The 14,021-nt window shown below is 66.7% G+C and carries 15 protein-coding genes; 6 read left to right on the top strand and 9 right to left on the bottom strand.

Translation table 11 applies throughout. The features are described 5' to 3' along the window. Nucleotides 1–40 precede the first annotated feature (40 nt). The 6 genes from J7I84_RS13665 to J7I84_RS13640 all read right to left on the bottom strand — a co-directional run bounded on the left by J7I84_RS13665 (nucleotide 41) and on the right by J7I84_RS13640 (nucleotide 5,590). On the bottom strand, nucleotides 41–2,335 hold the full coding sequence (locus J7I84_RS13665) for a cation-translocating P-type ATPase (protein ID WP_214945103.1): 2,295 nt from the start codon (nucleotides 2,333–2,335) through the stop codon (nucleotides 41–43). A gap of 28 nt (nucleotides 2,336–2,363) precedes the next feature. Then, complete coding sequence (locus J7I84_RS13660; RefSeq protein WP_214945102.1) at nucleotides 2,364–2,603, bottom strand: heavy-metal-associated domain-containing protein; 240 nt, start codon at nucleotides 2,601–2,603, stop codon at nucleotides 2,364–2,366. Between the two features lie 50 nt (nucleotides 2,604–2,653). Further along, nucleotides 2,654–3,010: a metal-sensitive transcriptional regulator gene (locus tag J7I84_RS13655; RefSeq protein WP_214945101.1), complete on the bottom strand. Its 357-nt coding sequence runs from the start codon at nucleotides 3,008–3,010 to the stop codon at nucleotides 2,654–2,656. 300 nt (nucleotides 3,011–3,310) lie between these two features. Beyond that, nucleotides 3,311–3,823, bottom strand: a complete 513-nt coding sequence (locus tag J7I84_RS13650) for a universal stress protein (protein WP_214945100.1) — start codon at nucleotides 3,821–3,823, stop codon at nucleotides 3,311–3,313. A gap of 81 nt (nucleotides 3,824–3,904) precedes the next feature. After that, a complete protein-coding gene (locus J7I84_RS13645) occupies nucleotides 3,905–4,669 on the bottom strand; it encodes a class F sortase (RefSeq protein WP_214945099.1) in 765 nt (254 codons plus the stop codon). 102 nt (nucleotides 4,670–4,771) lie between these two features. Continuing rightward, nucleotides 4,772–5,590, bottom strand: a complete 819-nt coding sequence (locus J7I84_RS13640; protein ID WP_214945098.1) for a hypothetical protein — start codon at nucleotides 5,588–5,590, stop codon at nucleotides 4,772–4,774. A gap of 278 nt (nucleotides 5,591–5,868) precedes the next feature. Between J7I84_RS13640 and J7I84_RS13635 the strand changes: the two genes are divergently transcribed. The 3 genes from J7I84_RS13635 to J7I84_RS13625 all read left to right on the top strand — a co-directional run bounded on the left by J7I84_RS13635 (nucleotide 5,869) and on the right by J7I84_RS13625 (nucleotide 7,530). Further along, nucleotides 5,869–6,069, top strand: a complete 201-nt coding sequence (locus tag J7I84_RS13635) for a hypothetical protein (RefSeq protein ID WP_214945097.1) — start codon at nucleotides 5,869–5,871, stop codon at nucleotides 6,067–6,069. 71 nt (nucleotides 6,070–6,140) lie between these two features. Further along, on the top strand, nucleotides 6,141–7,250 hold the full coding sequence (locus tag J7I84_RS13630) for an exo-alpha-sialidase (protein WP_214945096.1): 1,110 nt from the start codon (nucleotides 6,141–6,143) through the stop codon (nucleotides 7,248–7,250). Beyond that, nucleotides 7,243–7,530, top strand: coding sequence for a MoaD/ThiS family protein (locus tag J7I84_RS13625; RefSeq protein ID WP_214945095.1), 288 nt, complete (start codon nucleotides 7,243–7,245; stop codon nucleotides 7,528–7,530). The genes J7I84_RS13630 and J7I84_RS13625 overlap by 8 nt, the downstream gene beginning before the upstream one ends. 61 nt (nucleotides 7,531–7,591) lie before the next feature. On the opposite strand, the gene J7I84_RS13620 is transcribed toward J7I84_RS13625, so the two are convergent. Both J7I84_RS13620 and J7I84_RS13615 read right to left on the bottom strand, forming a co-directional pair. Then, nucleotides 7,592–7,828 (bottom strand): hypothetical protein, encoded by a 237-nt coding sequence (locus J7I84_RS13620; RefSeq protein WP_214945094.1) that lies wholly within the window; start codon nucleotides 7,826–7,828, stop codon nucleotides 7,592–7,594. Nucleotides 7,829–7,951: 123 nt separating this feature from the next. Then, nucleotides 7,952–9,178, bottom strand: a complete 1,227-nt coding sequence (locus tag J7I84_RS13615) for a pyridoxal phosphate-dependent aminotransferase (protein ID WP_214945093.1) — start codon at nucleotides 9,176–9,178, stop codon at nucleotides 7,952–7,954. 152 nt (nucleotides 9,179–9,330) lie between these two features. Here J7I84_RS13615 and J7I84_RS13610 point away from each other — a divergent pair, with 152 nt between their 5' ends. Then, a complete protein-coding gene (locus J7I84_RS13610; RefSeq protein WP_214945092.1) occupies nucleotides 9,331–10,254 on the top strand; it encodes an AEC family transporter in 924 nt (307 codons plus the stop codon). Nucleotides 10,255–10,306: 52 nt separating this feature from the next. After that, complete coding sequence (locus J7I84_RS13605; RefSeq protein WP_214945091.1) at nucleotides 10,307–11,395, top strand: ATP-dependent DNA ligase; 1,089 nt, start codon at nucleotides 10,307–10,309, stop codon at nucleotides 11,393–11,395. A 105-nt stretch (nucleotides 11,396–11,500) separates the two neighbouring features. Here the strand turns inward: J7I84_RS13605 and J7I84_RS13600 are convergent, their stop codons facing one another. Continuing rightward, nucleotides 11,501–12,820, bottom strand: coding sequence for an MFS transporter (locus J7I84_RS13600; protein ID WP_214945090.1), 1,320 nt, complete (start codon nucleotides 12,818–12,820; stop codon nucleotides 11,501–11,503). A 233-nt stretch (nucleotides 12,821–13,053) separates the two neighbouring features. Between J7I84_RS13600 and J7I84_RS13595 the strand changes: the two genes are divergently transcribed. Next, nucleotides 13,054–13,911 carry an IclR family transcriptional regulator gene (locus J7I84_RS13595; protein ID WP_214945089.1) on the top strand — a complete coding sequence of 286 codons (858 nt, stop codon included), beginning with the start codon at nucleotides 13,054–13,056 and terminating at the stop codon, nucleotides 13,909–13,911. Nucleotides 13,912–14,021: the final 110 nt, after the last annotated feature.

Genomic DNA, 14,021 nt, shown 5'->3' with positions numbered 1-14,021 from the left:
GGCTACTTGCCGAAGCTGCCGCTATGTGCCGAAGCTGCCGCTATGTGCCGAAGCTGCGCAGGCGCAGCGAGTTGGCCACCACCAGGACTGAGCTTGCGGCCATGGCCGCGCCGGCGATCATCGGGTTGAGTAGCCCCAGGGCGGCCACCGGAATCCCCACCGCATTGTAAAAGAACGCCCAGAACAAGTTGGTCTTGATGGTGCCCAGGGTCTTCCGGGACAGTTCGATGGCCTGTGCCACCTGGGCGAGGTCGTTGCCCATCACCGTCAGGTCCCCAGCTTCGATGGCCACGTCCGTCCCGGACCCCATCGCAATTCCCAGATCGGCCTGCGCCAGTGCCGCGGCGTCGTTGACGCCATCGCCGGCCATGGCCACCGTTGAGCCGCCCGCCTGGAGCTTCCGGACGGCCTCCACCTTTCCTTCCGGCAGGACGCCGGCGTAGACATCCTCAGCCTCGATGCCGACGGCGGCAGCCACCTGCGCGGCCACGGCGGCGTTGTCCCCGGTCAGCAGGATGGGCCGCAGGCCCAGTGCCTTCAACCGGCCGACGGCGGCAGCGGATCCTTCCTTGACGGTGTCCCGGAGGCTGATGATTCCGGCGGCTTTCCCGTCCAGGGCGACGCAGATGGCTGTGGCGCCACCCTCTTCCGCTGATGAAAGCAGAGCGCGCTGGCCCTCGTCCAAGACAATCCCGTTCTGTTCCAGCCAGCCGCTCCGCCCAGCCAGCACTGCCCTGCCGTCAACGGTTCCCGACACTCCGCCGCCCGGGGCGGAACTGAACCCCTGCACGGATGGCAACCTGCCGGCGTCGTCCGTTGCGCCAAGGGACGGCATCGCGGCAGCTGCTGCCGCCGCGATGGCGCGGGCCACCGGATGCTCGGAGGCGGCCTCGAGGACTCCGGCAAGCTGGAGGACATCCTGCTCCTGGAAGCCGGGGAACGCGGCCGTGGCGTCCACAGCCAGGACGCCGGTAGTGACCGTTCCCGTCTTGTCCAGCAGGACGGTGTCCACGGTGCGGGTGTCCTCAAGGACCTGCGGGCCCTTGATCAGGATGCCCAGCTGGGCGCCCCGGCCGGTGCCCGCCAGCAGGCCCACCGGCGTGGCCAGGCCCAGAGCGCACGGGCAGGCGATGACCAGTACGGCGACGGCGGCCGTAAACGCCTGCCGCAGGTGGTTCCCGTCCCCGGCCGGGCCCGCGAGGAGGAGCCAGAGCACGAATGTCAGGACGGCAAGCGCCAGGACTACGGGTACGAAGACGCCGCTGATCCGGTCTGCTAGCCGCGCAATGGGTGCCTTACCGGTCTGGGCCTGCGACACCAGCCGTGCCATCTGGGCAAGAGTGGTCTCGGAACCAACCCGGGTAGCCCTGACCAGCAGGCGGCCGGACGTGTTGATGGTGGCACCCGTGACACGACTGTCCGGTCCAACCTCCACGGGGACTGATTCACCCGTCACAAGTGAGGCGTCCACGGCGGAAGCGCCCTCCACCACCACGCCGTCGGTGGCGATCTTCTCGCCCGGCCGGACCACCAGGACGTCGCCCACCTGCAGCAGGTCGGCAGGAATCTTCTCTTCGTTGCCGTTGCACAGGACCGTAGCATCCTTGGCACCCAGGTTCAGCAGGGCCTGGAGGGCGTCGCCGGCCTTCTGCTTGGCGTTGGCCTCCAGGTACCGGCCCAGGAGCAGGAACGTGGTGACAACGGACGCCACCTCAAAGTACAGGCCACCGGACATGTCCTCGATGCCCGGGTGCTCGGTCATGCGCGGATCGGCCAGCAACTGCCAGGCGGAGAACAGGTAGGCGGACGCGACTCCGAGCGACACGAGGGTGTCCATGGTGGAGGCAAGGTGCCGTGCGTTGATGGCCGCCGCGCGGTGGAAGGGCCAGGCTGCCCATGTGACCACCGGCAGCGCCAGCACCGCCACCACCCAGCCCCAGTTGGGGAACTGGAACGCCGGAACCATGCTGACCAGGAATACCGGGACGGTCAGGATGGCGGCCAGGATCAGCCGCGGGCGGAGCTGCGCGGTTGCACCGGACGCTTGCTCTGCATGCTGCCGCAAGTCCCCGGCGTCGCCGCCCGTCGGGTGCTGGCGCCGGATGCGCGCCTTGTAGCCGGCCGCGTTGACCGTATCCACCAGCTGCTCGTCGGTGACACCCTCCGGGACTGTGACGTACGCGGATTCCAGTGGCAGGTTGACCGTTGCAGCCACGCCGTCGAGCTTGCCGAGCTTCTTTTCCACCCGGTTGACGCAGGACGCGCAGGTCATCCCTTCGATGTCGAGTTCCACGACGCGGGTTCCGGGCGGGCGGAGCAGTTCCTGGTGGGTCATTGTGAGCTTTCCGGTATTGAAAGGGTTACTAGGCTTCGTTGGCAACCACAAGGTAGCCGGCCTCGGCTACGGCTTCGCCGATTTCCGCAGGGGAGAGTTCCTTGCCTGAGGTGATGGTCACGGTGGAAACGCCGCCGGCGTTCAGGTCCACGTTCACTGCTTCAACGCCTTCGATGGCTTCAAGTTCTTCACTGACGGCCGACACGCAGTGTCCGCAGGTCATGCCGGAGACACTGATGGTTGTGGTGGTGGGGGAGATGGTGCTCATGGCTTGCTCCTTCGTACGGCGGCGGTGGCCGGGCGGGGTGTTGGTTGGTGTTAGCGAAGCAGCCGGCCGATTGCGTCGGCGGCTTCCTTTACCTTGGCATCAATGGCTTCTGCGCGTGCTGCGGGATCCGGTTCGGAGGCTGCCCCCACCACGCAGTGGCCGATATGTTCCTCGACCAGCCCAAGGCTGACTGCGTGCAGGGCCTTGGTGACGGCGGCAACCTGCGTAAGGATGTCGATGCAGTACTTATCCTCATCCACCATCCGGGCAATGCCCCGGACCTGGCCCTCAATGCGCTTCAGGCGGCGCAGGTAGGCGTCCTTGTTTGCGGTGTACCCGTGCTGTGGGGCGGTGCCATCCTCTGCGTTTGGCCCAGCGGCTGCAACGGCTTCTTCGATAGCGTTCATGCAGCCAAAGTATACCCTGGAGGGGTATGGCCACAAGTACCCCCATGGGGTATGGCGGGGGCGGCCGCGGCCGCGCACGTTTTCCGGTCCGTCGAGGCACAAAAAAGCTCCGGAGTGCGTTATTGGGGGATACGCACTCCGGAGCAGCTTTTGGGCAATTCCGGCTACCACCCGTGTGGACCGGCCTTGCTTGAACCAGCTTACTGGCTGGTACGGCACTGCGCCAGCACCGCGAATAACTACTTTCGCTTTACTTTAGCCGGGCCCTGCGGGGAGGCGTCTTGCCGCCATCCGCGCCACTCATGGCCTGTCTTCATGGGCGGGCATCCGGTAGGGAACCAGCAGCACCGGCCGGCTTTGGTGGTGGCTAAGCCAAGCCCCCACCGATCCGTTCAGGGCCTCGGAGAGCCGATGGGAAAAACCCCGTTCTGAGGTTCCCACAATAATCATGGGGGCGTTCACTTCGGCTGCCAGCTGCCCCAGGGCGCGGGCCGGGTCGCCGGTGAGGGTGCGGAAGGACCAGTCGGGGCGTTTGCCGTCCGCCGGCAGCTTGTCCACGGTGGCCTGGACCTGCGCCTCCAGTTCCGTTGTCAGCGCCAGCATGTCGTCGTCGGCTCCCTGGTCCCGGGAAGGGCGGTGGGCGGAGCGGGCCGGGTCCCATTCCACCAGGTAGCTGGCTTCATCCACGTAGGCGCAGACCAAGGGCGCGGCCAGTCGGGCAGCCAGGGTGGCCGCGGTCTGGAGAACCTCCGGGTGCTGTTTGGGCATGATTCCCACCAGCAGCGGGGCCCCGTCGAAGTGTTCCCACGTCATGCTGCCCATTGTCCGCCCCAGCAATGCCCTGTGAACAGATACGTTAGGCCCGGTCAGCCCCTGGCGTACCGGGCGGGGGCCTCAGGGAACTGCGGGAGAAGCGCTGACCACCACGTTCTTGCCCCATAGATCCTCGGTGTAGCAGCTGATAAGGATCAGCCGGTTGGGCACCATGTCCCAGACCGGGCTGTCCTTGAGGCTGGACTTCAGGTAGGTGGTGACGCTGTCCACACGGTAGCTGATGGTTCCGGCAGGGGTCTCAACATCAAGCCTGTCACCCACCGCGGCCGCCGAACTGAGGTGGTTGAAAGGGGCGTCCGCGCCTTCCCAGCTGTGCCCGATGACGTAGGTGGTGTTGCCGGAGCCTTTCCCCGGCGTCCCGAATGCCGTAAGCCAGTATCCGTCCTTGGTGGCAGGGGGCTCGATGGTGTGGCTGGATTGGGCTTCACCGTCCAGGTCCAGCGGATGGATGGCTACGTCGAAGGTGGCGGCCGGGTAGCGAATGTGGAGTGGCTGGGCCGCCGGTGGGAGGTCAGGTGCTGCCGCCGCCGGGGTGCCCGGGGCTTGGGCGGGCGCGGCCGTTGCCTTCGGCACGCCAGTCTGCGCAATCGGGGCCGCGGTGCCGGCGGAGGCAGCAGCGCCGGGAACCCTGGGAGCCGAAGAGGAGATGCTGCCGACGGCCGGCGTTGCTGCCGAGTGGAACAGGGGAGCGCCAAAGGTGAAGGACAGGAAGGCCAGGACGCCACAACAAAGGATGGCCACGTCGCCCCGGTTCCACCGCTTTCCGGCTAGCCCGTTGGTGATGCGTCGCTTGGGTGCTGCGTGCCGGCGTCGGTCCTGTCGCATGGCATTCCTCACGGGTTGGGCGGATTGGAAGGAAGGCGCCCTGCCGGGCACTGGCAGGACGCCTTCCTTGTCGCGAAGCCACGGCAAGTGGCGGATTGTGGGCTAACCGGCGGTGTGCACTGGACGGGGCCTGCGACGCACCGCGACCACTGCTCCTGCGGCTGCCAGCGCTCCCACGCCTGCAAGCCAGCCTGGCCCGCCCTCAGCGGCACCCACCGCAGTCTGGGCGTTGAAGCCCTCGTTCGTTCCCACACTGGCGCGGGCAGCGGCAGGAGGAGCCTGGGGGGCTGCCTTTGGAGCGGCGGCGGCATGCTTGGCAGGTACAGGCTGGGCGGAGACTGCGACAGGGGCCACAGCGGCGGGGGACTCCGCGGTCGGGGTTTCCGCGGCCGGGATTTCCGCCGGCGGCTGCACGACGGGAGGCTGCACCACCGGTTGCTCGACGACGACGGGCGGCTGCACCACCGGTTGGTCGACGACGACGGGTGGCTGCTCGATGGGCGGCGTCACCACGGGCGGCTGCTCGATGGGCGGCGTCACCACGGGTGGCTGCTCGGTGGGGGGCGTCACCACGGGTGGCTGCTCGGTGGGGGGCGTCACGACGGGAGGATCGACGACGACGGGTGGAACCACCGGATCTATCACCTCACCCGGGGGCAGCGCCGCGCCACACTCGTTGACATAGCGGATCTTCCCGGCGTTGGTCCAGTTCTTGCCCGCCGGTAGTTTGTCTGTGGGGGGAATGATGTCCTCAGGATGCTGGTCGTGCCCGCCGACACCGCTGGCGCTAAATCCGATCTGCGTGAGGGCAGTGCCGTCCCAGTGGCAGACCACCACCCGGTCATTCGCCGCCATGGCAGGCGCTGTGAGGCTGATCAGGCCGAGCCCGACCACCCCCAGTGTGGCTAAGGTGCGTTTCATGTCTTCTCCCCATATGTGTGTGTGAAACGGACCATGGCGGGGGCGGCCTGCGGTGGCGCCGTATGCCCCAGCAACACGGTCAGCTTGCTGAGATTTCAGGCTAGGGGCCCGCCTGGGGGCAGTCGCCAGTAGGGGGTACTCGTCTTTCCCGGGTTCGGGCGGGCCAAGTTACCTGCCAGTACCCTAAAGCCGGCCGGGCGGCCTGCTTCGCCGCGCCAGGACCTTGTCCGCCGCTTGGCCCGCGCCTAACGTTCTAAGTAGGGCAAGGAGGTGGAATCGTGGAAATCTTCATGTGGTGGCTGGACCTGGACCTCGCCAGCAAGGAGTGGCTGCGGCAAAACCTGAAGGCGGAGGAACTGCCGCTTCCGGTGCTGCAGGGCATCGCGGAGGCGGGCGGACCGCATCCGGGCAATCCTGCTGCCGTACTGACCGCCGCTGACTGGGACTTCATTGAAACGCAGTCGGAATTCGTGGACTGATCCGCATCCACATGCCATGAGGGAGCCGGCAGGACTGAAGACCGTTGCGCGGTGGCCCAACCGGTGGTTGCATGGTCCGCATGGCAACGGCGGCAGAATCATTCCTCCTGGCAATCGGTACCAAGAAAGGGCTGTGGCTCGCCACGAGCCCGGACAGGCGGGAATGGTCTTTCACAGGCCCGCATTTCCTCATGGCTGAAATTCCCAGCATCGGGATCGATACCCGGGAGGGCCGCACGCGGATTCTCGTGGGGGTCCGCAGCCCGCACTGGGGACCCACGGTTGCACACTCCGATGACCTGGGCGCCACCTGGTCCGAGCCGGAGCACGGCGCTATCACCTTTCCTGAAGACACTGGTGCCGCCTTGGACCGCGTATGGCAGATCCACCCGGACGCCGCGTCCCGTCCCGGAGTTGTGTGGGCGGGGGCTGAGCCCATCTCGGTCTGGAAATCCACGGATGGCGGCGAGCACTTTGAACTGAACCGCGGCCTGTGGGACCACCCGCACCGCAACGAATGGGGAGCGGGCTATGGCGGCGCGGCGGCACATTCGATCGTGGTGGACCCTGCGGGCGAAACGGTGCACGTCGCCATGAGTACGGGCGGCGTTTACCGCTCGCTCGACGGCGGCACCTCCTGGGAAGCGCGCAACAAGGGCATCTCGGCCTACTTCATGCCGGACCCCAACCCGGAGTTCGGCCAGTGCGTGCACAAGATCGCCGCGGATGCCGCCGTGGCAGGACGCCTCTACGCCCAGAACCACCACGGGGTCTACCGGACCGACGACAACGCTGACAGCTGGAACTCCATCGCCGAGGGCCTGCCTGCGGACTTCGGCTTCGTAATGCTTACCCATCCCCGCCGGGACGGCACCGCCTGGGTGGTTCCGCTGAAGGCCGACGGCGAACGCATCCCTCCCGACGGAAAGCTTGCCGTCCACCGCACTGACGACGCCGGGAACAGCTGGACGCGGCTCAGCGCCGGGCTCCCCGAGCATGAGTACAACAGCGTGCTCCGGGACGCCGCGTCGGTGGACACCGCGGAACCGGCCGGGGTCTACTTCGGCACGCGGGGCGGGACCGTCTACGCGAGTGCGGACGAAGGGGAGACCTTCAGGGAAGTGGCGTCGCACCTGCCGGACGTCCTCTGCGTCCGGGCAGCAGTGGTGGCCGGTGCCTGAAATAACGCTGCTGCTGCCAAGTGTCCTCCAACCCCTGGCCGGCGGGCAGCCCGTACTGACCGTGCCCGCCGCCGGGCCGGTATCGGTGGCAACCCTGCTCGACGCAGTCGCCTCGGACTACGCCGTGCTGGGCCGCCGGCTCCGCGACGAGACCGGCGCACTCCGCAGATTCGTCAACATTTATGTCGACGGCGACGAGGTGCGGCGGCTGCAGGGCCTGGACACCGAGGTGGTGCCGGGCCAGGAGGTGCTGGTCATCCAGTCCGTTGCGGGAGGCTGAAAAGGGGACGGGTTGCGGGCAGTCCTTCCTGACTACGCCCGCCACCCACCTCCCGGACCGGCTACGCCACCCGCCAGACGCTGCATTCGTCCGTATTGATTGCTTTGCGCACACCGCTGATGCGGTCCAGGATCCACACCACCCCGATGCCGGGAGCTGTTTCCTGGACACTGCCGCGGCGGATCACCACGTCGTCATAGGAGGGCCCCACCAACAGGCGGGCTTCGATTTCGTCGCCGCGGTGGAGCTGGTCCAGGGCGCGGACTCTGGTTACATGCGTGGTCGCCTTCTTCAACATCGCGGGACCTCCTGGCTGGAGCTGGTGCCGGCTCTTGCCTGCACTACCAAGTGTGGGCCGGGAATGTTGCGTACCGGTTTCGCCGCGGTTAGGGCACTGTTAGTTCTTCGCGCCGCCCCGGTTTCAGGCTGTTGCCCCGCTCCGGTAGGCCGCCAGGAAGGTGGAAATTCTCCGGACGGCTTCCTGGATGTCCAGCACTGAGGGAAGGATGACAAAGCGGAAGTGGTCCGTTGCCGGCCAGTTGAAGGCCGAGCCATGGGAGACCAGGATCTTTTGGTCCCGTAGCAGGTCCAGGACGAATTTCTCGTCGCTGTCGATCGGGTACAGCTCCGGGTCAAGGCGCGGAAACAGGTACATGGCGCCCGACGCCGGGACGCACGTTACGCCGGGAATGGCCGTGAGCAGTCTGTGGGCAAGGTCCCGCTGCTCGCGCAGCCGGCCGCCCGGCTTCACCAGCGCGTCGATGCTTTGGTAACCGCCCAGGCAGGTCTGGATGGCGTGCTGGGCGGGAACATTGGCGCACAGGCGCAGCGACGCAAGCAGTTCCAGGGCTTCACGGTAGGCGGCGGTGGCGGCCAGCGGCCCGGTGATGGCCACCCATCCGGCGCGGTAGCCAGGCATCCGGTAGGCCTTGGACAAGCCGCTGAAGGTCAGGCAGCAGACGTCCTCGGCGACGGCCGCGGTGTGGATGTGCGTGGCCTCCCCGTAGAGCACTTTCTCGTAGATCTCGTCAGAGAACAGGACCAGGTTGTGCTTCCGGGCCAGGCCCGCGAACTGTTCCAGGATGTGCCGGGGGTACACGGCCCCGGTGGGGTTGTTCGGGTTGATGATCACAATGCCCTTGGTGCGGCTGGTGATCTTCGCCTCCACATCGCCCATGTCCGGCCACCAGTTCTCCGCCTCGTCACAGATGTAGTGCACGGGCTTGCCGCCGGTCAGGGTCACGGCGGCAGTCCACAGGGGGTAGTCCGGTGCCGGGACCAGGATTTCGTCGCCGTTCTCCATGAACGCCTGCAGGCACATGGAGATCAGTTCGCTGACGCCGTTGCCGATCACAATGTCCTCGACCCCGATGTTCATCAGGCCGCGCGTCTGGTAGTACTGCGAGATGGCCGTCCGCGCCGTGAAGATGCCCTTTGAATCGCTGTAGCCCTGGGCGCCGCGAAGGTGGTGGATCATATCCACCACCACGGACTCCGGCGCTTCGAGCCCGAAAGGTGCCGTGTCCCCGAGGTTCATCTTGAGGATCCGGTGCCCTTCGGCCTCCATGTTCTTGGCGGCCTCAAGGATGGGGCCGCGGAGTTCATAGCGGACATTCCGGAGTTTGCTGGAGTGTTGCATGGCGCGCATGGTTGATCTTTTCACAAAGCACGACGACGGGCGGCGGGGGTGGCCAGTCCGTGGACGCGTGCTGGCGCAAGGCTCCTTATTCGATAAGTTGTGAACTTGTGGTACTGCCTTCCTGCGGTGGTGCACGGCAGAACCGGAAGGAAGTACCCCGCGTGGGAGGTGTGCTGATTGGACTGGCGGTGATCGGCGTCGTCATTGCCGTCGGATATATCGCCGCGCGCTGCGGCCTGGGCGACGAACCCACCATCTCGGCGCTGACCCGTACCGCTTTCTTCATCACCAACCCGGTACTGCTCTTCACGGTGGTGCTCAAATCGGACCTCTCCGTGGTCTTCTCCGCCTATGTTCCGCTTGCCATGATCACCGCGGCGGTCACTGCCATGTTGTATGTGGCCGCCAGCCGCATCTGGTTCCGAAGGCCGCTGGCGGAAACGGCAGTGGGCGCAATGGCGGGCTCCTACGTCAACGCCAACAACATCGGCATCCCCATCACGCTCTATGCCCTGGGGGACGCCACCCCCGTGGCCCCGGTCCTGCTGGTCCAGCTGCTCCTGTTCGCCCCGCTGGTCCTGACCCTGCTGGACCTCTCCGCGGCCGGCCGCTTCTCGCCCCGGCTGATGCTGACGCAGCCCTTCCGCAACCCGATGATTATCGCCTCGCTCCTGGGCGTGGTCCTGGCCGCGCTGCATGTGCAGTTCCCGGACCCGGTGATGGCGCCGCTGATCCTCCTGGGCGGCGCGGCCGTCCCGGTGGTGCTGCTGGCGTTCGGCATGTCCCTGCACGGCACCCGGATGCTGCGGAGCGGCAGCCACACGGCCGAAATCCTTACTGCCACGGCACTGAAGTCCGCCGTGATGCCGGCGGTGGCGTTCGTCGTCGGACGCTTCCTGTTCAACCTGGACCACCACATGCTGCTGGGCGTCGTGCTCATGGCGGCGCTGCCCTCGGCCCAGAACGTGTTCCTGTTCGCCAGCAAGTACGGGCGGGGCGTGGCCGTGGCGCGGGAGGCCATCCTGCTGTCCACGGCCGCTGCCGCGCCGGTGCTCGTGCTGATCGTTTGGCTGCTGGCGGCCTGACGCCGGGCGCGCCGCCCTACCGCCCGGCCACCGCCCGGGCAAGAATGGGCACATGGAACTTCCCGTGATGCCGCCCGTCCCGCCCATGCTCGCCAAGGCCGTCAGCGGCATCGACGGCATCCCAGGCGGCGGTGACCTCAGCTACGAACCAAAGTGGGACGGCTTCCGGTCCATCATCTTCCGCGACGGCGACGACCTGGAAATCGGCAGCCGTAACGAAAAACCCATGACCCGCTACTTCCCGGAACTGGTGGCCGCGCTCAAGGAGAACCTGCCGGCGCGCTGCGTGGTGGACGGCGAGATCATCCTGGTGGGGGCCTCCGGGGACCGGCTCGACTTCGACACCCTGCAGCAGCGCATCCACCCTGCCGCCAGCCGGGTGAAGCTGCTGGCGGAGCAGACCCCGGCAAGCTTCGTGGCCTTCGACCTGCTGGCCCTGGGGGATGACGACTACACCGGGAGGCCCTTTTCGGAGCGGCGGGCGGCATTGGAGAAGGCGCTCGCGGCCACCAGGGCGCCGGTGCACCTCACCGCCGCCACCACGGACAAGGACACGGCCGGGCAATGGTTCGAGCAGTTCGAGGGCGCCGGGCTGGACGGCATCGTGGCCAAGCGCCTGGACGGCCGGTACGAGCCGGACAAGCGGGTGATGTTCAAGGTCAAGCACGAGCGGACCGCGGACTGCGTGGTGGCCGGCTACCGCCTGCACAAGAGCGGGCCGGACGCCATCGGATCACTGCTGCTGGGCCTGTACAAGGACGACGGCGGGCTGGCCAGCGTGGGCGTGATCGGCGCCTTCCCGATGAAACGCCGGCAGGAGCTTTTCCAGGAACTCCAGCCGCTGGTGACGGACTTCGACCACCACCCGTGGGCGTGGGCGAAGCAGGAGGAAGGCGAACGGACCCCGCGGAACGCGGAAGGCAGCAGGTGGAGTGCGGGCAAGGACCTGTCCTTTGTGCCGCTGCGCCCCGAACTGGTGGTGGAGGTCCGCTACGACCACATGGAGGGTGACAGGTTCCGGCACACGGCCCAGTTCAACCGCTGGCGGCCGGACCGGGACCCGGAGTCCTGCACCTACGCTCAGTTGGAGGAGCCGGTGAACTTCGACCTGGCGTCGGTGCTGGAGACCGGCCGCGGATAGCGCGCAGCTGCCGAACTGGCCCAGTTTTAACGGGGTAGAGCCCGCCATTTGGCGAAAATGGCGGGCTCTCCGGCCTGAAAACCGGGCCAGTCTGTGCGCGGTGCGCTACTTCAGGCCGAGCTGCTTGGTGGGGGTCCGGAAGGTCTCCTTCGCGGTCAGTGCCGAGATGGCGGCAATGGCGCAGATGATCCCGGTGAAGATGGAGATCTGCACCCAGCCGCCCGGCTGGATGCCGCCCATGGCTGCGACAATGGCCGGTGCGAAGCCTGCCATCAGGAAGCCGAGCTGGGTGCCGATGGCCAGGCCGGAGAAGCGGACCTTGGTGCTGAACATCTCGGCGTAGAAGGAGGGCCATACAGCGTTGGAGGCGGCGTAGCCGAAGGAGAAGAAGCCGATGGCTGCAACGAACATCAGCGGGATGCTGTGGGATTCCAGGCTGAGCAGGAACAACGGGGTGAGGATTGCGCTGGCCACTGCACCGTAGATGAACACCGGCTTGCGGCCGATCCTGTCCGCGAGCTTGCCGAAGAGCGGCTGGGTGCCAAGGGCCACCAGGTTTGCGCCCACGACGAGCCACAGGGTGGTGGTGCCGTCAACCCCGGCGACGGTCTTGGCATAGCTGATGGCCAGGGTGCCGAACACGGTGGAAACGGCGGCGATGAAGGCGCAGGCCACAACGCGCAGGACGTCGCGCCAGTGGCCCTTGAGGAGGTCAGCCACCGGCAGTTTGGCGATCTGGGCGTTCTTCCGGGCTTCTTCGAAGGCCGGCGGTTCGTGCAGCGTGCGGCGGATGAGGAACGCAACAATAACCACCACGGCGCTGAGCCAGAACGGGATGCGCCACCCGATGCCGTACTTGATTTCATCCGGCAGGGCCAGGACGGGAATGAAGACCAGGGCTGCGAGGATCTGGCCGCCCTGCGTGCCGGTGAGGGTCCAGGAGGTGAAGAAAGAACGGCGGTTGTCCGGGGCGTGTTCCAGCGTCATGGAGGAGGCGCCGGCTTGCTCGCCGGCGGCCGAGAGGCCCTGGCAGAGGCGGGCCAGCACCAGCAGGACCGGAGCCCACCAGCCGAGGGTGTGGAAGTCAGGCAGGCAGCCGATCACAAAAGTGGAGGCACCCATGAGCAGCAGGGTGAACATCAGCACCCTGCGGCGGCCCACCCGGTCACCGAAGTGGCCCAGGATGATAGCGCCCACCGGCCGGGCTACGTAGGCGAAGCCGAAGGTCGCGAAGGACATGATCGCCGCGTTGGTGTCGGCGTCCGGGAAGAAGACCTTCGGAAAGATCAGTGCGGCAGCGGAGCCGAAGATAAAGAAGTCGTAATACTCGACGGCGCTGCCCAGGAAGCTGGCGACGGCCGCCCTCTTGGGCGTCCCGGCATGGGTGAGGGCATCCTCCCCGGCGGACGGAAGTGTGTGGCTCATGGTGTTCCTTTGGTGTGACGACATTGTCGCGGATGGATCGAAGGGTCCGCAGCCGCCGTTGCCTTGGTGCGGGCGGGGGAGGCTGGCTGAAGTCCGTAGGAATGACCGGGCATTTGTAGCCACATGGTGGGAGCTACTTTTGCGATATAGAAACTATGACTGTGAGGGCAGTCACCTGTCAAGAAAATAATCACCATCTAGAAATAGCTCTCACATTGTGGCAATATCGAGGCATGAGTGTGAACCAAGCCACAGTGAACGATGATGTTCAGCCTGACCCCGCGGAATTGGCTGCCGAGCCGGACGCTGACGCCAAGGCGGTCGGGAGGAAGGCGGCGGACCGGACGGACATGGTTGGCAAGGCGCTGGGCCTCCTGGTGCTGCTGGGCGAGGAGCCCCGGGGGGCAAGCGCCGCTGAAATATCCCGCCGGGCCGAACTGCCGTTCAGCACCACCTACCGGCTGCTGGGGTCGCTGGCCCGCGACGGCTTCGTGGACTACGAGCCGGACGGCCGCCGCTACCACCTGGGCCTCCGGATCTTCCAGCTGGGCCAGCGGGTTTCCAACCATCACGGTTTCGCCGGGACCGCCATGCCGGTGCTGCGCAGGGTGACTGCCGAAACGGGCGAAGCCACCATCCTGAGCGTCCGGGACGGCCACCACCACCTGACGGTCAGCAAGGTGGATGGCCCGCAGACTTTCCGGGTGACCAGCGACCCCGGCCATCTGGGCTCCCTTTCCACCACCTCCGTGGGAAAGGTGCTGGTGGCATTCGCCGAGGACCCGGAGCGGGAAAGGCTCCTGGCTGAGTTGCCCCTCGAAGCGCTCACTGAAAAGTCCATCACGGACCGTGACGACTTCAGGGCCGAGATCGCGCAGGTCCGCCGGCAGGGTTACGCGGTCATGGATGAGGAGAACGAGGCCGGCATGCGTGCCGTCGCGGTGCCGCTGCTCAACAGCCAGGGGCACGCGTTTGCATCCCTGGCAACGGCCGTGCCGGTCTTCCGGCTGGGCCTGGACCAGCTGGTGGCCCACGTTCCCCTGCTGCAGGAAGCCGCGGCAGAGCTGGCGGCACGGCTTCCCCAGCGCTAGGCGCCAAAAGCGTTACCTCGGCGGAATAGGTCGTTCGCATCACGAACATTGGTGCGATAAGTGAACATCTGTTGTACCGTAATCCCTATCACCCCGCAGCGCGGCAAAGT

This window comes from Arthrobacter sp. ISL-85, from assembly GCF_018613675.1.
In the GTDB taxonomy this organism is placed as follows: Bacteria; Actinomycetota; Actinomycetes; order Actinomycetales; family Micrococcaceae; genus Arthrobacter.
This window is presented reverse-complemented; position numbering and strand designations above follow the sequence as displayed.